Genomic DNA, 24,203 nt, shown 5'->3' with positions numbered 1-24,203 from the left:
GTGGACTCGATCGTCAGGGTCGCCTGCCCGTCAGGGCGGGGGCGGGCGCCGACCCAGCGGCGGTTGGACGCGGTGCGGTGCCGGGCGATCGCGGTATCGGCGTCGAGCTGCTCGCGCAGCTTCGTCAGCCGCCGCTCCACCAGGCTCGGCCGTTCCCGCTGCACCAGCTCGGCCGCGGTCGCATCCAGCACCGCGGCGTGCTCGTCCGAGACCCCCGTCACCTGGTTCGCGACGATGCCGGCGACGTGCAGCGAGCAGCCACCGGCCGTGAACACCTCCCACGTGCGAGGTGCTCGAGCCTGCAAAGTCCGCCCTGCGGCGAGCTGACGACGGACGGCGTACAGGGAGAGGGACAGCACACGGGCCTGGTGCAGGTGGAACGCCCGCACCGCGGCGTCGTCGTCACCCAGCCGCCGCCCGGCCTCGGCCTCCTCCTCGGCGAGCATCGCCTCGAACCCCGCGAGCATCGTCTGCAGCAGCGCCGCCTCACCCGCCCGCGCCACTCGCGCCGACTCCGCCAAGGCGTCGGTGAAGAACGCCTGACGCTCCTCGATCTCGTCCAGAGGCCTGACGCCGTCTGACGACGGAGCAGTGATCTCGTCGTCCGACGGCGCGCGACTTGCTGCGCCTGTCGACGGGACAGACGTCGGCTCCTCGTCCGGCCCGGACCCGTCAGGGCCGGCCACCGGCCCGCTCATGCGGGTCCCCGCAGACGCCGTACCTGGTCGACGCGTCGCGGCCGCTGCATTCGCAGCGCTCCGCTCGCAACCTCGTTCGCGAACATGCATTCCTCACCCGGCACGGGCAGGTGCAGTATGTCGCGGGCCTCCGACATCGCCTCCCGACAGGATGCGCGGTCGCTCGGCCTCGTGCTCGGTCGGTCAGGATCACACCGGTGGATCGCGACGGTCCGTCCCGCTCGCAGGCTCCTCCCGGCTGAGGGCGGACCGCCTCAGCGCGTCGCTCGAAGTCCCAGCTCACGTCGCCGCTCAGCGACGAGCACACCCACCACGCCGAGCAGCACCACCGCGAGGAGCGTCGCCGCGGCGATGAGGGTCGCTGCACTCGGCGCGACGAGCGGCTCGCCCCGCAGCGCCTGCCACGTCACGAGGGCGATCGCGCCCAGGTACCCGGCGCCGGCGACGGTGGCGAGGCGGCGCCGCATCTGCTCGGGAAGCCCGATCCGCGCCAGCAGGACGGCGAGCACCGGCAGCACCTGCAGGGCGTGCAGGCCGAGGAAGTGCCCGATGCGCAGGTCACCGTGCAGCAGGCTCCAGTCCGTGATCGGCATCCCCGGTCCTCCGTCGGCCGCTCCCACGGTGTGCCCGCCGCCCTCTTGCCAACCGAAGTTCACGGTCATCAGCACGGCCTCGGCCATCCCCACCAGCGCGAGCAGCAGCCCCCAGCGCACGCCCGCCGCGACGCCGCGATCGGTGCCGCGCGATCGGAGGGCCATGACCGCGACGACGGCGGTCGCGAGGAAGACGACGGACACCATGCCGCCCATGCCGTAGTAGACCGCCGCGTCGAAGGGGGTGCGCTCGTTGAAGTGGCTGGTCGTGCCGCGGACGACCTGCAGGTCGATCAGCACGAGCTCCGCGGCGAGCAGCGAGACCAGCACGACGGCGACGGTGCCGAGCCTGCGGCGGAAGCGATCGAGCGAGGGAAGCAGCAGGCGCAGCGTCAGCAGGTAGAGCGACACCGATACCGCGAACTTCATCGGCTTCAGCCATGCGGGCGCCCCGCCGATGCTGCGCGGGTCGACGGCGAGGCCGATCAGGGCCACGAGGAGCGCGGTGAGGGAGACGACGAGCCCCGCGGTGAGGACCGTCCGGGCCGGGATCGCGCCGGAGGACGGCCGGAGGGCGGGGGACGGGCGGAGCAGCAGGTCGGCCATGCGCTCAGCGTGTCCGCGGGCGTCCGCCGGCACATCGTCCCTCGGGGCGGAGGCGCCTCCGCCCGTGGTCCGAGGCGCCGGGCCCGGCGGTGCGGAAGCCTGGTGCCGCGCTCCCGCGCCGGAGGAGGATGCAGCCCGTGGAGACCCCGATCGATGCGAGGACCGCCGACCGCATCCTCGCCGCGGTCGCGGGCGTGGCCGCGGTGATCGCGCTCGTCGAGGGGCCGAAGCCGCTCTGGGCGATCGCGCTGATCGGTCTCGCGCTGGTGCCCTGGGTGCTCGTGCTCGTCGGCCGCGACCTGCCGCCGCTGCTCTTCGTCGGCGCAGCCGTCCTGCCGATCGTGCCGGTGGTGGCGTTCGTGACGATCGGCGTCGTCGTCTTCATGACCACCAGCGCGGCCAGCCGGTACGCCGCCCGGGTCGACGACCCGCGCCGCGTCGCCGCGGTCGCAGTCGGGGTCGCCGCGGTGCCGTTCCTCTGCGTGCTCTCGCCGCATCCGGACCTCTACGGCGCCCTCTACTTCGCCTTCGGCGACCTGTTCGGCGTGCTCGTCGGCGCGCTGCAGCGCCGCGCCGCCCGCCTGGCCACGCGGCTCCGGGAGGCGGATGCGCGGCTCGCCGAGGCGGAGCAGCACGCCGAGCGGCAGCGCATCGCGCGCGACGTGCACGACCTGGTCGCCCACTCGCTGACGGTCGTCGTGCTGCACGTAGGCGGTGCGCGCCGGGTGCTCCGGCTCGACCCGGCGGCTGCGGAGGGCGCGCTGGCGGAGGCGGAGCGGGTCTGCCGGGAGAGCCTCGACGGCATCCGCGGGGTCGTCGGCCTGCTGCGCGACGTCGACGGTCCGCAGCCCGTGTCCCTGGACCTCGACGCGCTGGCGGGCACCTACCGGGACGCGGGCCTCCCGGTCGAGCTGCGGAGCACGGGGGACCAGGCCGCGCTCCCGCTCGCGACGCGGGTCGTGCTGTACCGCGTGGTGCAGGAGGCGCTCGCGAACGCGGCGCGCTACGCCCCGCCGGGCGAGCCGGTCGCGGTCGAGGTCGCGGTGACGGAGGACGGCGCGCTCGTGCGGGTGCGGAACCGGCGGGCCGAGTCACGGGTGCGGAGTGGCGCGGGCGGGTTCGGGCTGCGGGGGCTGCGGGAGCAGGTCGCCGCCGTGCACGGCGTGCTCACCAGCGGCCCGGACGGCGACGGGTGGCTGGTCGCGTGCCGCCTGCCGGTGCGGCGGCCGGCGCCGGTCGGGCTCGCCGCGGCGGGGGAGCCCGGGTGACGACCCGCGTGGTCCTGGCCGACGACCAGGCGATGGTGCGCAGCGGGCTCGCCCTCGTGCTGGGGGCGGAGGGCGACATCGAGGTCGTGGCGCAGTGCGCGGACGGCGCCGAGGCGGTGCACGCCGCGCGTCGCCACCGCCCTGATGCGGTGCTGATGGACGTCCGCATGCCGGGGACGGATGGGCCCGCGGCCGCGCGGCGGCTGCGGCAGGACGCGGACGCGCCGCCGGTGCTCGCGCTGACCACCTTCGATGACGACGAGGTGCTCTGGTCGGCGCTGGACGCCGGCATGCAGGGGTTCGTGCTGAAGGACAGCCCCGCGGAGTCGTTGATCCAGGCCGTCCGCGCGGTCGCCGCCGGTGCGGCGTGGGTCGACCCGCGGGTGCTGCCCCGGGTGCTCGCCCGCGCACGCCGACGGTCAGAGGCGGCTCCCGCCCGCGGCCTGCTCGAGCGCCTCACCCCGCGTGAGCGCGAGGTGCTCGACCTGATGAGCGGCGGCGCGAACAACGCCGAGATCGGGGAGCGGCTGCGGATGGGGGAGCGGACCGTGAAGACGCACGTGTCCGCCATCCTGCAGAAGCTGGAGGCGCGGGACCGGATCGCCGCCGTGCTCCTCGCCCTCGACGCGCAGCCCTGACCGCCGCGCGGGCCGGTCGTGCCGCGTCGGTCAGCCGACGCGGCGTCCCTCGAGACGTACGGGCGGCATCCACCGGCCCGCGTCCGCGGTCCCGGTCAACCGGTCGCCGACGATGAGCGCGTCGACGTGCACCTCGACGCGCACCGGCACGGTAAGGCGCTGCGTCCAGGTGGCCCGCACCCCGTCGCCCTCCGGTTCCGTCCGCATCGCCGGCACGGGTATCGGGCGTCCGCGGTAGCTCGCGCTGACCCGACCGTCCTCGCGGATGCGGACGTCGAAGTGCAGGCGCCCCAGCGGCGTCGGCACCTCCACGTCCCACCACCCGGTCGCATCCATGCGCGAAGTGAACGCCGAGGAGGTGGACGCGCTCACAGCGAGTCGAGGTGCTCGGTCGACCCTCAGGGCAGCGGCACCCACCGGATGTCCTCGGACCGGATCTCCGCGCCGCAGGCGTCGTCGTCGTGCGTGACGGTGCGCCAGGCGACGACGATCCGCGGCCACGCCTCAAAGTGGTGGCGGCAGTACGCGATGCCGTTCGCGCAGGACGGGCAGACGCCGAGCCACTCCGCCCGCTCTTCGCAGTCGTCCTCGGCCTCGCACGGGACGACGGTCGGCAGGTCGAGCAGGTCGAGGGCCTGCTGGTGTGCGACGTCCACGATCGTGGTCATCGCCTCCTCCTCTCGCAGAGTCGCCTGCGCCGGTCGCGATGGGCAGCGCCCGCCGCTGGGCGATGGACCCGGACCGGACGAGTGCTTCCGTGAACCATTCGCAGCGTCGCACTGCCCTCCGACAGCGTCCAGGGCTCCCTCCGCGAGCGCGGGCCTCTCAGCCGAATGCAGCCCGCACCCGCTCCCACTCCTCGGGAGCGAGCGGCAGCACCGACCCGTGCTTCGTGTTCGGCGGCACCTGGAACTCGTCGTCGCCGAGCGGTGTCCACCTGCCCGAGAGCGGGTCGTCGGAGGCGTAGGCGACGAAGCCCTGCGGCATCCGGTCGTACTGGTCGAGCCAGAGCAGCCAGCGGTGGCGGAGCGGGTCCTCGACGAGCATCGCGCCCTCCACGTACTCGTGACGATCGGCACCGATGCGGGAGGCGACCAGCATCCAGCCGGAGTCGGTCTCGACCTCCTGGAAGACGCCGAGCGAGCCGGGCCCGGGCTCCTCCTTCGCGAACCGCACGCGGCGTCCGCCGATCGAGGAGACGCGGGCGTCGATGACCGGTCGCCCGCGGTCGAGCACGACGACCGGCTCCGTGAACGTGCGGAAGTCGCGGGTCCGCGCCTCGAGGATGCGGCTGTACCCGGTGCCGCGGTGCTCGGGGTCGTCCTCGGCGTAGAGCGCGGAGGACCACGACACCCGGTACTCGCCCTCCGCCGCCGACCACCGCGCCTCGGGCGCCCACGCCATGCCGGCGGTCGGCGGCGCGACCCGGACGAGCTCGGGCGCCGACCAGGACACGAGGTCGGGGGAGCGCCAGACGAGGAGGGAGCGGCTGCCGGTGCGCGTCCACTCGTCCCAGCGGTGCGGGCCCGCGCCCCAGACGCGGAGGTCGGTGGCGAGCAGCACGAAGCCGTCCCCGCCCCGGACGAGGAACGGGTCGCGTGCGCCGGTCGTGCCGATCCGCGACTCGAGCATCGGCCGGCCGCCGTTGGCCCACGTCCACCGCGTCGGGTCCGCGCCGTCGCTCAGCGAGAAGAAGACCTGCTCGCCGTGTCCCTCCGGGTCCTCGACGAAGTGGACGAGGAGGTGGCCGGCGGGGGAGTGCACGGCTTCAGGATGCTCGCTCCTGAGCGGGACGGCCGGGCTCGATCACCAGGCGCACCAGCGAAGAGCCGTGAAGACCGACCTCGCCGCTCAGCCCCACTGGTAGGGCAGGAACTTCCCGTCGAGGGTCACGACGACGCGGTCGCCGCCGGGGTCGGCGCGCCGGGCGATGTCGAGCTTGAAGTTGATGGCGGACATGATCCCGTCGCCGAACTCCTCGTGGATCAGTGCCTTGATGGTGGGCCCGTAGACCTGCAGCACCTCGTAGAAGCGGTACATGGTCGGGTCGGTCGGGACCGCGGTGTCGAGGGCGCCGCGGGAGGGCTGCTGCGCGAAGGCGACCGCCGCCTCCTCGCTCAGCTCGAGCAGCTCCGCGGCCCGCATCGCCACGTCCTCGGGCATCGGGTGCTGCCCGAGCAGCGCGGCGGTCACCCAGGCGACCGACTGCTCCAGCGCGTCCGCGATGGCCGCCCACGTGAGCCCGAGCCGCGCCTTCTGCGCGAGCACCAGCTGGGCTGCATCCTGCTTCGTCATGAGGGGCGCGACGGTGGCGAGGATCGCGGGTTCGTCAGTGATCGACATGAGGCGACGGTACGAGACTCCGGTTTCGGCGCGATTTCGACCGCCTCGATGCGGGGTGAGGGAGGACCGACGATCGCTGTGGAAACGACGGCTGCCCGCCGGACGGGCGGATCGTGCAGCGAAGCTCGCGGTGGGGAGCCCTACGGCGCCGGGCGACGCGGCACACGACCCGCGAGCCGCGCGTGCAGGAGGCCTGTCGGAGGAGTGCCGCGCACGGGAGGCGGGGACGCCGATCGGCGGCCGACCACTCGGATCCGCGGGTCGACGGGCGGAGAGGCGTGGAGGAGTGTTTTGCGATGGTCCGGGCAAGGGGTGAGCGCGCGGAGAACGACAGAACGAATGGTTCGCGGGGCGCCTGATTGGGGGATGTCGAGTCTCGATCCTTGACAACTACTGTGCAGCGGTCCCGGAAGGAATTCGATGTCGTTCTCCACACCGAATGGTGCGAACCCGGAGTCGGAGTTCGCCGACCCGTCGTCGCCGACGCCGTCTTCGATCGCTCGAATCAACTCGGCTCCGATCGCGACGCCGATGGCGCAACCCGCGCCGGGCTGGTACGTCGAGCCGGGTAAGCCCGGAGTGCTCCGGTACTGGAGCGGCACAGGCTGGGAGGAATGGCGCAAGCCACTCGTCGAAGCGCCGACCGTCTCCCAGGGGCAGAAGAGCGTCGCGGTCGCCTATCTGCTCGCGTTGTTCGTCGGCGGGCTCGGCATTCACAACTTCTATCTCGGCCGCATCGGCGCCGGTGTCGGCATGCTGGTGCTCTGGTTCCTCGGAGTGCTCACGGCCGGTTTCCTCGTCGGACTCTTCCTGCTCGCCGCCGTCGGCATCTGGCTGATCGTCGATCTCTGCCTGATTCCGTCGTACGTCCGCACCAGCGCGCTCAGCGCGGTCGGCCACCGTTCCTGAGGTCTCGTGGCTGGGCCTCGCGATTGGGCACCTGAGGAGCCCGCTGCCCGGCTCCGGGTGAACGACGCGGCCTTAAGTCGATACGTCGACGCTCAGCGGAGGGGCTCCGCGGGGCAGTGGGCAGCGAGTGCCAGCGCCATACGACGCCCGGTACGCCGTGCGCGCGGAGCGCTGTCCCTAGCTCTCCTCTCGCTCGTCCTCGGCATGGCGGCGATCCTGGGTGGCGTCACACCGCTGCTGTCAGCGCAGAGCGGCGCGCACGGGTACGTGCTGTCGTCCGTCGGTGCGATCGCCGTGCTGGTCGGACTGCGAGCACTGCGCCGCAACCGAGTCGTCCCGAACCTGGGAGTGCTCGTCCTCGCAGTTGCCGGCATGGGCACCGGAGTAATCGGCACCTTGGCGATGATGGCCGTGATGGCCGCCTCCGGACCGACGTCGCCGGCCAGAATCCTCGATCTGCCGGCTCTCCAACCGCGGGCGCAGGTCACTCAGGTGCAACTCTCGGCGCCCTCGACCGCCGGTGGCAGGAGCGATGCCGTGGTCGGGAACGGTGGATCGGTTCGAATCGGCGCGGGCTACTCCGTGCGGAGCAGCATGACCCGACCGAGGTTCGCGGTCCGTCTCGAGCGCCGGATCGCGAGTGGCGCTTGGTCGCCGACAGGCGTCACGACGTCGGTCGTCGAGGGCTCCACACTCTCGGTGGTCACGCCTCCGTACTCCACCTCAGCCGCCAAGGAATCCGTGCAGTACCGATTGGCGTCGGGCGATTCGGTATCGGCACCGGTCTCCGTCGTCTACGAGAACCAGGGCTTCTACACGGGCATGGCCGCGACGATCTACGCCTACGCCGCGCCGTACTGCCCGACCACCGCGGTCCACATGACGGCCCTCAACGGTCGCGAGGCCGGCGAGTACTCCACGGGCGCGTCACTGATCCTCGTCGACTCGAGCGTGGGAGTGAGTGCGAACCTGACCCCCGCCAGCCAACGAGCGCTCGCCGTTCATGAGTGCTCGCACGAGCTGCAATGGCTGAACTACCGCAGCTCGCGCGAGGGCAACGCACAGATGACGGCAGCAGCAGCAGTCATCTTCACCGCGGGAAGCAACGGAGCGCCCGCCATCGAGCACGCGGCGGACTGCGGCGCACTGGCCGTCGAACCGAACGGCTACCTCGGCTACGGCGGCTACTGCACGCCCGCGGAGCTCCGTGCAGCAGCCCGCCTGCTCGGCGGAGGGCGCTACTGAAGCGCGTCGCCAGGAGGCCATCGTGGCCGAGCACTTCGAGACGCGAGCGGATCGCGATCCGGCGCTGGCGAGCTGAGACCCTTCCGGCGCACGGTGCAGAGCCTGCTGTTGCTGCTGCTGGGCGGCATCGCCTCGATCAGCGTGCTGGTCGGCGGGATCGGGATCATGAACATCATGCTCGTGTCGGTGCGCGAGCGTACGCGGGAGATCGGTGTCCGTCGCGCGATCGGCGCGAGGCGTGGCCAAATCCTGACGCAGTTCCTCGTGGAGGCGGTCGTCCTGTCGGTCGCAGGCGGGCTGATCGGGATCGCGGTCGGTATCGGTCTGTCCGCGCTCGTGGCGGCAATCGCGGGGTGGGCGCTGACGATCTCGCCGGTGACGGTGCTCCTGGCAGTGCTGTTCAGCGTGTTCGTCGGGGTGGTGTTCGGGGTCGTGCCCGCACGGACCGCGGCTCGGCTGCAGGTCGTGGATGCGCTGCGGTTCGAGTGATGGTGCCGACGCCGTGCCACTCCAGCACTACACCTCTCATTGGGTGACACCCTGCCGGCGGGTCAGACCATTGTGCCGGCGCGTCCGTAGGCTGACAGTTGCGCCCAGCACATCGGATCCTTCGAGCGGTGAGCGCTGCCTTCATTGCCCTCCGACCTCCCAATTGAGCTGCACCACACGAAGTCAGGAGCAGAGTTGCCCGCTGCATTCACCACCAACCCGATCGCTCTGGGCGAGCTGCTGAAGGAGTGCCACAACGGCACGATCCAGCTACCCGACTTCCAGCGCAGCTGGGTCTGGGATGAAGACCGGATCAAGTCCCTGATCGCGTCCGTCTCGCGCGCATTCCCGATCGGGGCAGTCATGACTCTGCAGGTCGGCGGGGAGGTGGAGTTCAAACCTCGCCCGATTGAGGGAGCACCTACTCCGGAACGCGACGCCTCTGCGCTCGTCCTAGACGGCCAGCAGCGTCTAACGTCGCTCTACCAGGTCGCATACCGAGGTCATGTCGTCGAGACCGTGACTGCGAAGAAGAAACGCGTGCAGCGGTGGTTCTACATCGATATGCAGAAGGCGCTCGATCTCGAGACGGACCGTGAGAGCGCTGTGGTCGGACTGCCCGAGGACAGGAAGTTGAAGAGCGACTTCAACCGCAAAGTCGACCTCGACGTCAGCACACGTGAGCTCGAGTTCGAGAACCTGATGTTCCCGGTGTCTGAGTTGTTCCGCGCGGAGGACTGGCTGGACGAGTTCAACGACTACCTCTTCGAACGGGACGATCGGCAGGCCCTGAAGGAGGTCCAGAGACGCTTTCGGAAAGAGATCATCGCGAACTTCATGTCCTATCAGGTGCCCGTCATTGCGCTCGCGAAGGACACGTCGAAAGAAGCTGTCTGCATCGTATTCGAGAAGGTGAACACCGGCGGGAAGCCTCTCGACGCTTTCGAGCTCATCACCGCGATGTACGCCGCTGATGGACACGAGCTTCGGAAGGACTGGTATGGCGACGGCTCGCAGCCAGGCCGAGAGCAGCGCCTCGCTCAGGCCTATAGGGCTCCAGGTGCATCGAAGGGGATCCTCGCCGGCGTCGGCAACACCGACTTCCTCCAAGCAGTCGCCCTGCTCGACAGCGTCGAACGCCGCGAGGCCGCTCGTGCGGCGGGAGCCGCCGGGAGCGATCTTCCGCAGGTTACCGCTACCCGCGCAGCAATACTCGGCCTCCCTCTAACCGCGTACAAGCGCTACCAGGAGCGGGTCGAGGTGGCCTTCCTCACCGTCGCAAGATTCCTCCACACGCAGCGCATCTTCCGCGTTTACGACCTGCCGTACCAGTCGCAGCTCGTTCCGCTCGCGGTCATGTTCGCGATTCTCGGCGACGAGTGGGAGCCGCAGGCCACCAGGGCGAAGATCGAACAGTGGTACTGGAACGGTGTCTTCGGCGAGCTCTACGGCTCGACCACCGAGACCCGGATCGCGCGGGACGCTGTGGAGGTACCGGCCTGGGTTCGGGGAGGCCCGGTGCCGACTACGGTGACGGACGCGACCTTCCGTGCTGATCGTCTCTTGACGATGAGGATGAGGCTGTCCGCGGCCTACAAGGGCGTCAACGCGCTTCTCATGGGAGCGGGCGCGCGAGATTTCCGGACAGGTCAGCAGTTCGGCGACGCAGTGTTCTTTGACGAGAACGTCGACATCCACCACGTGTTCCCGCAAAAGTGGTGCGAGGATCACGGCATTGCTCGATCCGTCTACGACTCGATCATCAACAAGACGCCGCTGTCGGCTCGGACGAACCGCATCATCGGTGGCGTTGCCCCTTCGTCGTACCTCAGCCGGCTGGAGTCGGGCGGAGTGGACACTCCGGGGGTCGCTTCATCAGTGCTTGATGCGCACCTGGAGTCTCACCTCATCGATCCCGATCTACTTCGCGCTGATGACTTCGCTGCGTTCATGGCAGCGCGTCAGCGCGCGCTCATCTCGTTAATCGAGCACAAGACCGGTCGAGCGGTGTACCAGGGCGAAGCGAGCGAAGAAGGCGTCGACGTCGAGTCCATAGGCGAGGAGGAAGCGGAGGCCGCATGAGCTTCCAGTTAGAGCCTGATCCTCTCGCTCCGACCATTTCTGGGGTCAGAGTGCCTATCGTTACCTCGCTACGTTTCGAATACTACGCGATGGAGACCTACCCACTTAGACGGCGCGACAAGCGCCGAAGCGTTGCGGTGGGAGATTAAATGCGAATAATCGACAACCTCAACGAGCTCTTGGGCGACGACCTGAAGTCGTCGATCAAACCGGGCTCGAAGCTGCGCATCGCAGCGAGCACGTTCTCGATCTTCGCCTTCGAGGCGCTCAAGGAGGAGCTGCAGTCGATCAAGGAGCTTGAGTTTATCTTCACCGCACCGTCGTTCACCACAACGAAGGCGACCGGCAAGGCCGCACCGGAGAAGCGGCAATTCTTCATCCCGCACGACAGGAGCAGAGATGCAGCGCTCTACGGGACGGAGTTTGAGATCCGCCTGCGCAACAAGCTGACTCAGCGGGCGATCGCAAGGGAGTGCGCCGAGTGGGTGCGACAGAAAGTGACTTTTCGCGCAAATCACACCGGGGCGCCGATGCAGTCATTCGCCGTCGTCGATGACGCCGCCGCATACGCGCCACTCCAGGGCTTCACGACAGCGGACCTGGGGTACGAGCGCGGCCCGGCACTGTCGAACATGGTGCACAAGGTCGACGACGCTCCGTCGGCACGACAGTACGTCCAGCTCTTTGACCAGATCTGGCACAACTCCGAGCAGCTCGACGACGTCACGGAGGCGGTGCGCGAGCGCATCGCCTCCGTGTACGCAGAGAACTCGCCCCAACGGGTCTACTTTCTGATTCTCTACAACCTCTTCGGCGAGTTCCTCGACGACATTAGTGAGGACGTGCTGCCGAACGACCTCACCGGGTATCAGGACACTGAGGTTTGGAAGTCCCTCTACAACTTCCAACGGGATGCGGCCACCGGCATCATCAACAAGCTGGAGACGTACAACGGCTGCATCCTCGCCGACAGTGTGGGTCTAGGCAAGACCTTCACGGCATTGGCGGTGATCAAGTACTATGAGCTGCGCAATAAGTCCATACTCGTGCTCGCGCCGAAGAAGCTCGCCGATAACTGGACGAACTACAACTCGAACTACACCACGAACGTCTTCGCCACGGACCGCTTCAACTACGACGTGCTCGCGCACACCGATCTGTCTCGTGATCGAGGCGAGTCGCTCGGCAAGAGGCTCGACCTGATCAACTGGGGCAACTACGACCTGGTCGTGATCGACGAGTCGCACAACTTCCGCAATGCGGATCTCATGCAGGAGCGCGAGACGCGATACCAACGCTTGATGCGCACGGTTATCCGCGAGGGCGTGAAGACAAAGGTGTTGATGCTCTCCGCGACGCCGGTCAACAACCGCTTCAACGATCTGCGCAACCAGCTTGCGCTCGCGTACGAGGGGGAGTCGGAGCATCTCGCGGCGAAGCTGAACATCCAGACCTCGGTCGAGGAGGTCTTTCGTCAAGCGCAGCGGACATTCAACGAGTGGTCTGAGCTGCCGACCGAGCACCGCACGGCTGACGCGATCCTCGCGAAGCTCGACTTCGACTTCTTCGAGCTGCTCGACGCCGTCACGATCGCTCGCTCGCGGAAGCATATCCAGGCGTTCTATGACACGGCCGAGGTGGGGGCGTTTCCGAAGCGGCTGAAGCCCCGATCGCTGCGGCCGCCGTTGACCGACACTTCCGATGCACCGACCTTCAACGAGATCTTCGAGCAGCTCCAGCTGCTCACGCTCGCGGTCTACACGCCGCTGACGTACGTGTTTCCGAGCCGACGTGAGAAGTACGAGGCGCTCTACGGCTCCAGCTCTGGCCAGAACTACGTCGGCGGTCAGACGGCAAACATGGACACGGCCGGACGCGAGCAAGGCCTGCGGAAGCTGATGACCGTCAACCTGCTGAAGCGGTTGGAGTCCAGTGTCGAGGCGTTCCGGCTCACGCTGACGAGGCTCGAGTACACGGTCGCCGAAGCGATCGAGGCAGTCGACGATCATGCGGCGAACATCGCCGACGTCGCTTCCGCGTTCGCGGACGTCGACGCCGATGATGACGACTTCGATTTCCCGACGAGTGGAACGGTCGGCCGGAAGGTGCAGATCGACCTCGCCGACATGGACGTCGAGTCGTGGAACCGCGACCTCGTTAACGACGGCAAGGTCATCGAGCAGCTCCTCAAGGCCATCAGCGGCATCACGCCTGAGCACGACTCGAAGCTCCGCGCACTGCAGGACCTGGTCTCGAGCAAGTTCGACGCGCCACTGAATCCGGGCAACCGTAAGGTGTTGATCTTCTCCGCGTTCGCGGACACCGCGGACTACCTCTACAGGAACCTCGCGCCGGCGCTCTCCGAGCAGGGCTACGACACCGCGCTCGTGACCGGTCAGGGCAACCCCTCCACCACGATTGGGAAGGGCTACGGCTTCCAGCAGACGCTGACCCTGTTCTCGCCCCGGTCGAAACAGCGGCATCTCGTGATGCCGAAGGAGTCGTCGGAGATCGACGTGTTGATCGGGACCGACTGCATCAGCGAGGGACAAAACCTCCAGGATTGCGACTTCCTCGTCAACTACGACATCCACTGGAACCCCGTCAGGATCATCCAGCGCTTCGGGCGCATCGACCGCATCGGCTCCACGAACGAGCGAATCCAGCTCGTGAACTTCTGGCCGGACATCTCGCTCGACGAGTACATCAATCTCAAAGAGCGGGTCGAGAACCGCATGGTCGCTGCCAACCTAGGTGGGACCGGAGATGACAATATCCTCGACCCGGAAGCCGGTGACGCTGCGTTCCGCAAGGAGCAGCTTCGCAAGCTTCAGGACGAGGTGATCGAGCTCGAGGACGTTCGCACCGGTGTATCAATAACCGATCTGGGTCTCAACGACTTCCGCATGGACCTCCTCGGCTACATGAAGGAGTTCGGCGCCCTTGCCGGCACTCCACGGGGTCTTCACGCCGTCGTACCCGCCCAGCGGAGCAAGGGCCTGAAGCCCGGCGCGCTCTTCGTCCTGCGGAACGTCGACGCCGACGAGCACCTCAACCGCGGTAACCGGCTGCACCCGCACTACCTCGTGTATCTCGACGACGAGGGCCAGGTCATCGCCGATCACACCGAGGTCAAGCACCTGCTCGACATCATCCGCGCTGGATGCCGCAATCGCGACGAACCGGCGTGGGAGGTGTGCCGTGTCTTCAACGCAGCGACCCGCGATGGCGCCGACATGGTCAAGTACAGCCGCCTGCTGACCGACGCGATCCGCTCGATGATCGACGTCAACGAGGAGCGCGACGTCGACAGCCTCTTCAGCCCGGGCCGCACCTCAGCGCTCGTTCAGACCATTGCGGGGCTCGACGACTTCGAGCTGATCGCCTTCCTCGCCATTGTCGAGGAGCCCGCCGGTGCCTGAACCTGTCCTCTACCGCTGGCCCGCGAACGCCGCACTCGGCCGTGCCGTACCCAAGACCAAGTTCTACGACCACGGCAACGTTCCCACTGCGGTGCGCGGCAAGTTCGTTGACGACATCCAGCGCATCACCTGGGCGTACAAGCTCGCCGACGACACCATCCGACTTTCTGGCACCGCCAGGGTGCCCGAGATCCAGGTCTTCACGATCGAGGCCAAGGGCGCGGACATCTCCGACGAAGTGCTCCTCGCCATCGACAAAACCGTGCACTTCCCGATCATCTTCGAGGTCGCCGGCAGTGATCGCGTCCGCATGGTCGCAGCGCAGAAGACGCTGGACGGCAAGACGCCCCGTGTCGCGACCTACTTCACCACCGGCTGGCAACCCGCTGATGCGCCTCGCCGCCCTCTTCCAACGGCTCTGCACCTTCCGAACCTGTACGAGGTGCTCTTGGCGTCACTCCTACCGGCTCCAACGCGTGTCGGCGAGACCGTGCTCGAGGCGACGGGCAGGCTGGACCGCGCCCGGAAGCTGCAGCGCGAGGTCGCCGCCCTGGAGAAGAAGCTACGCGCCGAACCACAACTCAACCGCAAGATTGAACTGCGGAAGCAGCTCAGGGAACGCGAAGTCGTGCTGAGGGAATTGACCCACCCCAGGACCAGTATCTAAGGATCATCATGGAGAAGCTCAGAATAGAGTCGGCGAATTTGACCGAGCGCAACATTGAGAAGATCGCCGAGCTCTTCCCGACTGTTGTGACTGAGACGGCGGACACCGACGGCAAGCTATCGCGCGTGATCGACTTCGACGCGCTGCGACAAGAGCTCTCCAATCACATTGTTGACGGGCCTCGAGAAAGATACCAACTTGACTGGCCCGGCAAGCGTGCAGCGGCATTCGCTGCCAATGTGCCGATCGCGAAGACCGTGCGGCCCGTCCGTGAAGAATCGGTCGACTTCGACACAACGAAGAACCTCTTTATTGAGGGCGACAACCTAGAGGCTCTGAAGCTTCTACAGGAGTCCTACCTGGGCAAGGTAGATTTTATCTACATCGACCCTCCGTATAACACTGGGAGCGACTTTATCTACGAAGACGATTTCACCCAGAGTGCAGCAGATTACCTGGATGTGTCGCGCCAGATTAACGACGAAGGTGCACGTCTTGTTGCGAATCCCGAGACTAACGGCCGGTTCCATTCAGATTGGCTTAGTATGATGTACCCCCGGCTGAAACTTGCGCGCAATCTACTGGCGCCCGCAGGTGTCATCCTTATTAGTATCGGTGACAGCGAGGTGGCCAACCTGCGCGTCCTGGCACAAGAAGTCTTCGGGCGAGGCAATTTCGTTGGACAGCTTGTCTGGGAAAAGAAGAAAAAGGGCGCGTTCCTGTCAGGTGCCGTGTCCAATGTTAAAGAGTACATCCTTTGCTTCGCCCGCGACCGGGACAAATTCGCGGGATTCACGGGTGAAATCGCTCGTGACACCGAGACGTATCCCGTCATCAAGACGACCAACTCGCGTGGAGTGCGAATAATCCGACGTGGTATTTCATCACGATTTCGCGAGTTAGACCACTTTGTACCGGCTGGCACGAGGCTTACATCCGGCAATCAGGAGATAGTCCTCAAGTCCGACCTGCAAATCCGCGAAGGGCGACTTGCAGACGACGTCGTGGTTGAGAGCAACTGGATTTACAGTCAGTCGCTCCTGGACCAGTTCGCGCACGACAATAGCCTCTATGTAACTCAGGATCTATATTTTCGGCGAATCGTTACAGAGCCTCGCCGCAAGGTGCTGAAAGATCTTCTGACGATGCGTGGTGAGACCGGAACCGGAGCGCGCTTCGTACTCCGCGATGATCTCACCTCGGACGGCTGGGGTACGAATGAGGACGCATTCGATGAATTGCACGCGTTGTTCGACTTGCAAAATCTCATGTCCTTCCCGAAGCCAACCAAGCTAATTGCCAAGTTGCTGGCCGCTGCATGCCGCGAAGCCAGGGAAGCGGTCGTTCTTGACTTCTTCGCGGGCTCGGGAACGACCGGTGATGCGCTGATGCAGCTCAACGCCCAGGATGGCGGAAGCCGACGATTCATACTCGTTCAGGTCGGCGAGCGACCCGAGCCTGACACGGAGGCGGCTAAGGCCGGTTTCACTACGATCGCAGAGCTCTGCAAGGAGCGGCTCCGAAGAGCCGGACGGAAGGCTCTCGAGAGCAGCGGCTCAAGCAAGCAGTCCCTCGACGTTGGCTTCCGGACGCTACGGATAGACACAACCAACTTCGCGAGCGTGTTCGAGTCCGCGGATTCTTTAGCGCAGCACCAACTCCCGCTATTCGCGGACAACGTCAGATCGGACCGGACGGCAGAGGACCTCCTATTCCAGCTGCTCATCGACTGGGGACTAGATCTAACGGAAACGATTGCTGTTGAAGAGGTCGCCGGTCAGACTGTATTCTCTGTAAGCGACGAAGCGTTGATCGCTTGTTTCGCCGACGGGGTGACCGAGGAAGTTGTGCGCGCGATTGCGGGGAGACGCCCGCTGCGCGCAGTGTTCAAAGACTCGGGCTTTGCCAGCGACGCTGCGCGTATAAATGCAGAGCAGGTCTTCCGCGAAGGGTCTCCCGAGACAGAACTCCGGGTGGTCTGATTCAATGAGGCTTCAATTCAAGGTCCAGGAGTACCAGACCGAGGCAGTCGATGCAGTGGTTAACGTATTTGCCGGTCAGCCGTATGCCGACGGGGTGAAGTACCGCGTCGACCCTGGTAGGGATGCGCTGACGCTGGTCGAGGATCTGGGACTGCGCAATACGGACATAGCGCTCACGCAGCCTCAGCTTCTTGAAAACGTACACCGCGTTCAGCAGGCGCGGGGATTGACGCTGTCGAAGGACTTGAAGGACCCGGTGAAGAAGTCGGCCGCGCCGATCAACCTTGATGTCGAAATGGAGACTGGCACCGGCAAAACCTACGTGTACATCAAGACGATTATGGAACTACACAAGCGGTATGGATGGTCGAAGTACATCGTGGTCGTGCCGTCGATCGCGATCCGCGAGGGCGTGAGTAAGTCGTTTGACATCACCGCGGAGCACTTTCAGCAGCTCTACGGCACCAAGCCCCGAACGTTCGTCTACAACTCGTCCCGGTTGCACGAGGTGGAACGGTTTTCGTCTGATGCTGGCGTGCAGGTGATGATCATTAACATCCAGGCGTTCAACGCCACTGGCAAAGACGCCCGCCGAATTTACGAGGTGCTCGACGACTTCCAGTCGCGCAAGCCGATTGACGTGATTGCGGCGAACCGGCCGATCCTGATTATCGACGAACCGCAGAAGATCGAGGGCGACGCGAAGAAGCCCTCGAAGTCCTTGGAGGCGCTCGGCCTGTTCAACGCCCTATTTGCGCTGCGCTACTCGGCGACCCACAGGATCGGGCGCACCAGGGTGCACCGCCTCGACGCCGTCGATGCGTACAACCAGAAGTTGGTGAAGAAGATCGCAGTGCGAGGCATCACGGTCAAGCACCTGGCCGGCAGCACCGCCTACCTCTACGTCGACGGTCTCGAGGTGGGTAAGGGTGCAGCCTTCCCCAAGGCGCGGGTGGAGTTGGAGGTGCAGACCGCCCAGGGCATCAAACGGCAGATAAGACGCCTCGGCCAACGGGTCAACCTGTATGACATCTCCGGCGGCATCGAGGCCTACAGGGGTCTCTTCATCCGGAACGTCGACGCTAACCGAGACATCATCGAGCTGAGCAACGGCGACATCATCGGCGCGGGCGAGGTCACCGAGGATGTGGCCGAGGATCAGAAGCGTCGTATCCAGATCCGCGAGGTCATTCGCGCCCACCTGGACAAAGAGCGCGAGCTGTTCGCGCAAGGTATAAAGACGCTGTCACTGTTTTTCATTGACGAGGTCGCCAAGTATCGCGACTACCGCCGTGAAGACACCCTCGGTGAATACGCCAGGGTGTTCGAGGAGGAATACGCTGCGGTCTTGGCCGACTACCTTGGGCAGCTGGACCTCGACGAGGCCGCGCAGCGCTACCGCACCCATGTCGAAGCGATCCCTATCCGTTCGACGCATGAGGGTTACTTTTCGATCGACAAGAAGACCGGGCACTCGGTCGACGGCAAAATCGCCGCGCGCGGTGACTTCGCGGGCCAATCCGATGATATCGACGCCTACGACCTGATCCTTAAAGACAAGGAACGTTTGCTCTCGTTTGAGGAGCCGGTGCGATTCATATGGTCGCACTCGGCGCTCCGCGAGGGTTGGGATAATCCGAACGTCTTCGTTATGGGCATGCTAAAGAAGAGTGACAACACAACGACAAGGAGGCAGGAGATTGGCCGCGGGCTGCGGTTGTCGGTCGACCAGCACGGCGAGCGTATGGACAACCCCGTCACTGTGCACGACATCAACGAGTTGACCGTCGTGACAGATGAGTCGTACACGCACTTTGTTACCGCGCTGCAGAAGGAGATCGTGGAGTCGCTCTCGGCACGTCCGCGAAAGGCGACCGTCGACTACTTCGCCGGCAAGCAGTTCACGACCGTGGACGGATCCACCAGCGTGCTCGAGAAGTCGGTCGCCGAGGCGCTGCACAACTACCTCATCCGCAACAACTACATCGACGACGACTACATCGTTACCCAGTCGTACAAGGATGCCCGCGCCGACGGCGCACTCGCTCCGCCTACGGCGGATGTGCTCAAGCCCGTCATCGATTTCTTATGGCCGCTTGTCGACGCTCTGTACCTCGAACTTCCCAAGCCGACTGACGGGCGCAGGCCGAAGAAGATCCCGTTCAACGAGGCCAACTTCAACAAGCGTGAGTTCCAAGAGTTGTGGGGCCGCATCAATCATAAGGCCGTCTACCAGGTCGATTTCGACTCAGCCGAGTTGATCGCCAACTGTATCAAGGTGCTCGATAAGTCCCTTGACGTTACGGTCATGCAGTACCTCGTCGAGAGCGGCAGGCAGGTCGTCGGCCTCGAAGTCGAGCAGCTCGAGGCCGGCACCGGATTCAAGGTGTCCGAAACCAAGGTCGAGCATTCGGCCGTCTCAGCGGGTTCCAGCGTTACGTACGACCTCCTTGGAGAGATCGCGGAGAAAACTCAGCTCACCCGCCGCACGTGTGCGGCCATCCTTACCCGCGTCAACCCTGGAACGTTCGCAAAGTTCAAGCAGAACCCTGAGCAGTTCATCACAGAATCCGCTCGCCTCATCAACGAGCAGAAGGCCACCGCCATCGTCGAGCACCTCAGCTACGATCCGCTCGACGGTCGCTACGACTCGTCGATCTTCACCGAGAATCAGACCGCGCAGGACTTATCGAAGGCGGGGGACAAGCTTAGAAAGAGCGTGTACGAGTACGTCGTCACCGATTCCAAGGTTGAGCGTTCGTTTGTGGAGCAGCTCGATGTGAGCGACGAGGTCGTCGTCTACTCCAAGTTGCCGCGGGGGTTCTTCATCCCGACCCCCGTGGGTGACTACAACCCCGATTGGGCAATCGCCTTCCGCGACGACCGCACGCACATCAAGCACGTCTACTTCGTGGCAGAAACGAAGGGCTCGATGTCGACCCTGCAGTTGAAGGGGATCGAAGACGCCAAAATTGAGTGCGCCCGCAAGTTCTTCGCCTCGCTCAACAGCAGAGCCGAGAGCGCAGGAGTCAGGTACGACGTGGTGAACAACTACGACGCGCTTCTCGGACTCGTGGGGGCCTAGTCGGGCTGAGCGTGCCTGTCGACGCGACACGACACGTGCTTCTGCGGCGCGGTGTAGTAACGCGTCCCGCAGCGCCACGCGCGCGTGCGCATTTCGTTCACACCGCCCATGGAATTGGCGGAGGCACGACGCAGTCTTGAAGGTTGAGCTAGACACGAGACTGAGCGTTGACCTCACCGCAAGCGGCGTGCTGGTCAGCGGAGTCGCAGTCCGAGCAACCTCCGCCGCCGCGTAGCGTGACCACATGTGTGAGAGCGCCGAAACGCGCTGTGTTCGCGCGCCTTCTCGTCCTGAGAACGTAATATCCGACAGGCGGCCCGGACATCAATGCGGGCGGCGGGAGGATCGTAATGCAGTTCGAGAACGAGACGCAGGTCAAAGAGGCACTCGAGATCGGGTCTTGGCGGAACCTGTCGAAGGACAAGTTTATGACCTTTGTATCGGCGCTGCCCGATATCGACAAGGACGTTGCTGTCGCCATTGTCGGGCAGTTCCCCGATTTCAAGGCCCTCGCAGCTGGAGGAGTCGAAACCCTCAAGCAGGGGTGGGACGGCGCTCTCGCTGAGAACCGAAAGAGTCAGAAGCAGGCGGCGAAGGCTGTTGAGCGCTACATGGACGCGCTCGATCGGGAGCTACTGAGGAATCACTGGACGAACGAGGAACGCTTCGAGCTTCTTCGGATGCTGAACGCGGCGTCTCAGCAGGTCGACTCGAAGGACAGCGAGAACAAGGCCTGGCTGTTGAAGGGGCTTTCAGTCGTTGCGGGTGCCGGTGTGCTCGCACTCGCCGCAGCGGTTACTGTTCTGGGCGGCAAGGCCGAGATAACCAAGGGGCCCGCGGCCTGATCCTGCCGATTCGGGGCGGTTCGGGAATTTCGCGCTTGGCAGCTCGAGGCCGGCAGCGGCCCGCGCTCATATTTGAAGCTATTCGGGAGGCCGGATCAGTCGAGGAACTCCTCGGGGTCGAACTCCGCGAGCGGGATCACGCGGATGCGCGGCAGGCGCAGGTTGAAGGCCTTGGCGTCGTACTCGAGGTCGTAGATCGGGACGCCGAGCTCGGCGTAGACGCCGCTCATCATCTCGGGGAAGCCGAGCATGGCCACGCCGTGGCCGGTGTCGACCAGCTGCTCGACCTGGGGCAGGAAGTCGCGGTCGTGGGAGCCCAGCAGCACGTCGCCGTCGCGCTTGACCAGCGCCTCGAGGGTGCGCTGGATGCCGACGTCGACGACCTTCTCGCTGCCGGTGCCGCTGAGCAGCACGGCGCGGAAGCCGGCGTTCTGGATCGCCGCGACGAACGGCCAGGGCGTGTTGCCGGAGGTCGAGTTGATGAAGAACAGGCCGACGACGTCGTCCGAGCCGAGGGTGCGCGCGAAGTCGAGCACCCGCTCCCACCGCGGCCGCTCGCCCGACTTCGGCGAGTGGCGCAGGATCGAGACGCCCAGCGTCGTGTCGAGGTTCTCCCCGTCGATGAGCACGTACGTCCGGTCCGGCATCGCTGCAGTCTGCCGGGTCGGGGCGCACGAGCGCCGAGGGCGCCGCCGACTCCGGCGCCGGTGTGCGAGCGCGGGCGCCGCCCGACACGCTGCGAGGGCGGCCCAGCCCTGCGGTGCGAGACTGAGCGCATGGCGGAACGGGGCTCGGGAGGGCCGCTGCGGCGTGCGCTGAAGGCGCTCGCTGGGCAGGCGGAGGAGGCGCGTCGCGCCGCCGTCGAGCGGACGAGCTCGAAGTACCCGGACGCCTACCCGCCGGGATACGTCGAGCGCGAGCAGCGGCGCGACGCCGCGCCGAAGCCCGAGGAGCAGGACGAGAGCTGAGCGGCGGGAGGGGCGTTGCCCTGCGATCGAGGCGGAGCCGTCGTCGCTCCTCGAGTGGCGCAGGCCGAGACCCAGTTCGTCGGCCCGCGGCGAGCTGACGACGCCCAGCGGAGGGCGCACGACGCGGAAAGGTGGATCAGGTGGACCGTCAGCAACCGGCCTTCCCCTTCAGTCCGACCGTCCGCGCCTGGATCGAGTCGTTCGCCGGCGAGCTGATGCAGATCGACCAGGCGCTCTGGACCCCACCGGACGACCTGCGGTACGGAGTGCGGCCCGCTGAGGGATCGGGCGAGTGGGAGGTCGTGAGCTCGGAGCGCGGCGCGGCCGCTCGTCAGCGGATGCGAGCGCCCGCCGAGTACGCGGAGCGCTATCTCGTCTGGGTCCTCGCGGGAGCTGCGCAGTGGGTGCTGCAACGGCGGTCCGACGACTATCCCGACGCGCCGTGGCGGATGCCCGTCCCGGACGGCTCGCTCTCGATCGAGGACGTCGGCGACGAGGTGAGGGTGACGGCCGACGGCGAGGTCGTCGCCCGCTTCGAGGGCGGATACAGCGGAAGGTCGGACGCGGTCACGTTCACCTATTACGGCCTGCTGCCGCCCGCACTGCTGATCGAGCAGACCATGGGACCGGCGGACGCGATGGTGTTCGCAGCAGGGACCCGATATCGATCACCCGACGAGGAAGCGGTGCTCGCGCACCGCTTGGTGGACGCCACCCGTGAGGCATTGGACCGCTGGCGGCGACCGGCGGAGGAACGCCGCCGACTCGAGCTCCGAGCACTGCAGGAAGGTGCCGCCCTTCCGGTCCTCCGTCTGGTGCGGCAGCGCCTGCGCTACTTCTCGTTCGCCGCTCCTCGGCCCAAGGAGGCGGAAGGCGACTCGCTGCAGGTCGCCTTCGTGGTCGACGACCCGGAGGGGCAGAAGCGGCTGCTCGCGACCCTCCTGCTGGCACCGGGGTCGCCCGACGAGATCCAGCGGGTGCGGATCGGCGACGACTCGACGACGGTGACCGTGCGGACCGGTACCGCCTGGCTGTCCGCCGCCGGCGAGCCGCGCACCGAGCGGCTCGTCCTTCTGCGCATCTGGGATCCGCTGCACCCCTACGACGTGAGCCCGGAGCTGGTCGATCTTGCGGTACGGCTCGAGCAGCACTTCGACGAGCTCGGCCTCGCAGACCGGCTCCGCCAGACCGACCTCCTCGGGTTCGTCACCGCCGAGCGGTATCCGGAGCTCTTCGAGGACCCCAGACCACATCTCGATCGAAACGGCGCTCGCTGATCAGGCGCCGACGAGCTCGCGGAAGAGGTCCGCGACCTCCTCGGACGTCAGCTGCAGGGTCGCGTCGCCCACGCTCAGCTCCACCCGCTGCACGCCCGGGTCCTGCGTCGTGCCGATGCCGCGGAAGGTGAAGACGCCACGGGTCTCCGCGATGCGGCGCACCGCGGCCTCCACCTGCTCGCGCGGTGATTCGAGGAGCACGTGCATCATCGGCACCTGCGGCGGGTCCGGCAGCACGCGGACGCCGTCGACCTCGGCCAGCGCCGCGGCGATCGCGCGGGCGTGCGCCAGGTACTCGGGCATGCGGGCCAGGCGCTGCGGCAGCAGGCTCAGTGCGGAGGCGGCCGCCGGCCATAGGCCGTAGAGGGTGCCGCCGAGGCGCCGGCGCCACTCCCGCACCTCGGCGACCACGTCCTCCTCGGCCGCCAGGCAGCAGCCCGCGAGCGCGCCGATGCCCTTGTAGAACGAGACGTAGACGCTGTCGAAGGGCGCGGCCAGCTCGGCGGGGGAGCGGCCGTAGCCGGCCGCGGCCTCCCAGATCCGGGCGCCGTCGCAGTGCACGGCGGCGCCGCGGGAGCGGGCCCACGCGACCTGCTCGAGCACGTCGTCCCAGTCGGGGAGCAGGCCGCCCAACTCGCGCTGCGGCAGCTCGAGCAGCAGGGCGGCGGGCGGCTCGGCGACGGCCTGCAGGTCCTCGAGCGCGATCAGGCGGTTCGGGTCGCCGACGGGGCGGCCGAGGAGGCCCTGGACGCGCTCCAGCGCGCCGTCCTCGTGGATCGCGAGGTGGCAGGTCGGGTGGAACAGGACGGTGCGCCGACCGGTGCGGTCCGCGTGGACGCGCAGCGCCGCCTGCTGCGCCATGATCCCGCTCGGCAGGAACACGGCGGCGGGCTTGCCGAGCAGGCAGGCGACCTCCGCCTCCAGCGCTTCGACGACGCCGCCGGCGCCGTAGACGTCGACCTCGGTGTCCGGCGGGATCGTCGCCAGCAGGTCGGCGGCGCGGACCGGACCGTGGCCGACGAGGTGGCGGTCGCAGGCGTCGCGGAGGGCGAGGAGGTCGTCTGGCATCAGGTCAGTCTGCGGGTG

At 66.6% G+C, this 24,203-nt stretch carries 21 protein-coding genes; 13 read left to right on the top strand and 8 right to left on the bottom strand.

Annotation, left to right across the window (positions count from 1 at the left end; genetic code table 11):
- Together ACFSBI_RS11270 and ACFSBI_RS11265 are read right to left on the bottom strand one after the other, a co-directional pair.
- Positions 1-503, bottom strand: a 503-nt coding sequence (locus ACFSBI_RS11270) for a hypothetical protein (protein WP_377934958.1), incomplete at its 3' end; no start/stop codon positions are given.
- A gap of 449 nt (positions 504-952) precedes the next feature.
- A complete protein-coding gene (locus ACFSBI_RS11265) occupies positions 953-1,897 on the bottom strand; it encodes a hypothetical protein (RefSeq protein ID WP_377934956.1) in 945 nt (314 codons plus the stop codon).
- Positions 1,898-2,034: 137 nt separating this feature from the next.
- Here ACFSBI_RS11265 and ACFSBI_RS11260 point away from each other — a divergent pair, with 137 nt between their 5' ends.
- Both ACFSBI_RS11260 and ACFSBI_RS11255 read left to right on the top strand, forming a co-directional pair.
- Positions 2,035-3,165, top strand: coding sequence for a sensor histidine kinase (locus tag ACFSBI_RS11260; RefSeq protein ID WP_377934954.1), 1,131 nt, complete (start codon positions 2,035-2,037; stop codon positions 3,163-3,165).
- Positions 3,162-3,803 (top strand): response regulator transcription factor, encoded by a 642-nt coding sequence (locus tag ACFSBI_RS11255; RefSeq protein WP_377934952.1) that lies wholly within the window; start codon positions 3,162-3,164, stop codon positions 3,801-3,803. The genes ACFSBI_RS11260 and ACFSBI_RS11255 overlap by 4 nt, the downstream gene beginning before the upstream one ends.
- Before the next feature lie 30 nt (positions 3,804-3,833).
- Here the strand turns inward: ACFSBI_RS11255 and ACFSBI_RS11250 are convergent, their stop codons facing one another.
- From ACFSBI_RS11250 to cynS, 4 genes are all read right to left on the bottom strand, one after another.
- Positions 3,834-4,139, bottom strand: a complete 306-nt coding sequence (locus ACFSBI_RS11250; RefSeq protein WP_377934950.1) for a hypothetical protein — start codon at positions 4,137-4,139, stop codon at positions 3,834-3,836.
- 62 nt (positions 4,140-4,201) lie between these two features.
- Complete coding sequence (locus tag ACFSBI_RS11245; protein WP_377934948.1) at positions 4,202-4,471, bottom strand: hypothetical protein; 270 nt, start codon at positions 4,469-4,471, stop codon at positions 4,202-4,204.
- Between the two features lie 157 nt (positions 4,472-4,628).
- A complete protein-coding gene (locus ACFSBI_RS11240; protein WP_377934946.1) occupies positions 4,629-5,567 on the bottom strand; it encodes a glycoside hydrolase family 43 protein in 939 nt (312 codons plus the stop codon).
- An 87-nt stretch (positions 5,568-5,654) separates the two neighbouring features.
- Positions 5,655-6,146, bottom strand: a complete 492-nt coding sequence (gene cynS / locus ACFSBI_RS11235; RefSeq protein ID WP_377934944.1) for a cyanase — start codon at positions 6,144-6,146, stop codon at positions 5,655-5,657.
- Positions 6,147-6,566: 420 nt separating this feature from the next.
- On the opposite strand from cynS, the gene ACFSBI_RS11230 reads away from it, so the two are divergent.
- The 9 genes from ACFSBI_RS11230 (at position 6,567) to ACFSBI_RS11190 (ending at position 20,872) form a co-directional block, all read left to right on the top strand.
- Positions 6,567-7,055, top strand: coding sequence for an NINE protein (locus tag ACFSBI_RS11230; protein WP_377934942.1), 489 nt, complete (start codon positions 6,567-6,569; stop codon positions 7,053-7,055).
- A gap of 204 nt (positions 7,056-7,259) precedes the next feature.
- The gene (locus tag ACFSBI_RS11225; protein ID WP_377934940.1) at positions 7,260-8,300 is read left to right on the top strand and encodes a hypothetical protein; all 1,041 of its coding nucleotides are present in this window, start codon (positions 7,260-7,262) and stop codon (positions 8,298-8,300) included.
- 93 nt (positions 8,301-8,393) lie between these two features.
- Positions 8,394-8,789 (top strand): ABC transporter permease, encoded by a 396-nt coding sequence (locus ACFSBI_RS11220; protein ID WP_377934938.1) that lies wholly within the window; start codon positions 8,394-8,396, stop codon positions 8,787-8,789.
- Positions 8,790-8,984: 195 nt separating this feature from the next.
- On the top strand, positions 8,985-10,871 hold the full coding sequence (locus ACFSBI_RS11215; RefSeq protein WP_377934936.1) for a GmrSD restriction endonuclease domain-containing protein: 1,887 nt from the start codon (positions 8,985-8,987) through the stop codon (positions 10,869-10,871).
- 149 nt (positions 10,872-11,020) lie between these two features.
- Entirely contained in the window at positions 11,021-14,293 is a 3,273-nt protein-coding gene (locus ACFSBI_RS11210; RefSeq protein WP_377934934.1) for a helicase-related protein, read from the top strand.
- A complete protein-coding gene (locus tag ACFSBI_RS11205) occupies positions 14,286-14,960 on the top strand; it encodes a DUF4391 domain-containing protein (protein ID WP_377934932.1) in 675 nt (224 codons plus the stop codon). The genes ACFSBI_RS11210 and ACFSBI_RS11205 overlap by 8 nt, the downstream gene beginning before the upstream one ends.
- An 8-nt stretch (positions 14,961-14,968) precedes the next feature.
- Positions 14,969-16,942, top strand: a complete 1,974-nt coding sequence (locus tag ACFSBI_RS11200; protein WP_377934931.1) for a site-specific DNA-methyltransferase — start codon at positions 14,969-14,971, stop codon at positions 16,940-16,942.
- Positions 16,943-16,946: 4 nt separating this feature from the next.
- Complete coding sequence (locus ACFSBI_RS11195) at positions 16,947-20,027, top strand: type III restriction-modification system endonuclease (protein WP_377934929.1); 3,081 nt, start codon at positions 16,947-16,949, stop codon at positions 20,025-20,027.
- A 350-nt stretch (positions 20,028-20,377) separates the two neighbouring features.
- Entirely contained in the window at positions 20,378-20,872 is a 495-nt protein-coding gene (locus tag ACFSBI_RS11190; protein WP_377934927.1) for a hypothetical protein, read from the top strand.
- Positions 20,873-20,967: 95 nt separating this feature from the next.
- On the opposite strand, the gene ACFSBI_RS11185 is transcribed toward ACFSBI_RS11190, so the two are convergent.
- Positions 20,968-21,519: an NYN domain-containing protein gene (locus tag ACFSBI_RS11185; protein ID WP_377934925.1), complete on the bottom strand. Its 552-nt coding sequence runs from the start codon at positions 21,517-21,519 to the stop codon at positions 20,968-20,970.
- 129 nt (positions 21,520-21,648) lie between these two features.
- On the opposite strand from ACFSBI_RS11185, the gene ACFSBI_RS11180 reads away from it, so the two are divergent.
- Positions 21,649-21,840, top strand: coding sequence for a hypothetical protein (locus ACFSBI_RS11180; protein ID WP_377934923.1), 192 nt, complete (start codon positions 21,649-21,651; stop codon positions 21,838-21,840).
- Between the two features lie 140 nt (positions 21,841-21,980).
- Positions 21,981-23,117 carry a hypothetical protein gene (locus ACFSBI_RS11175; protein ID WP_377934921.1) on the top strand — a complete coding sequence of 379 codons (1,137 nt, stop codon included), beginning with the start codon at positions 21,981-21,983 and terminating at the stop codon, positions 23,115-23,117.
- Here ACFSBI_RS11175 and ACFSBI_RS11170 read toward each other — a convergent pair whose 3' ends face one another.
- Positions 23,118-24,185, bottom strand: coding sequence for a threonine aldolase family protein (locus ACFSBI_RS11170; protein ID WP_377934919.1), 1,068 nt, complete (start codon positions 24,183-24,185; stop codon positions 23,118-23,120). It lies immediately after the preceding gene.
- Between the last annotated feature and the right edge of the window lie 18 nt (positions 24,186-24,203).

It is taken from the genome of Amnibacterium endophyticum (genome assembly GCF_042680685.1).
In the GTDB taxonomy this organism is placed as follows: Bacteria; Actinomycetota; Actinomycetes; order Actinomycetales; family Microbacteriaceae; genus Amnibacterium; species Amnibacterium endophyticum.
The sequence above is the reverse complement of the archived record's forward strand: the minus strand, read 5'-3'. Positions and strand labels throughout refer to the sequence as shown.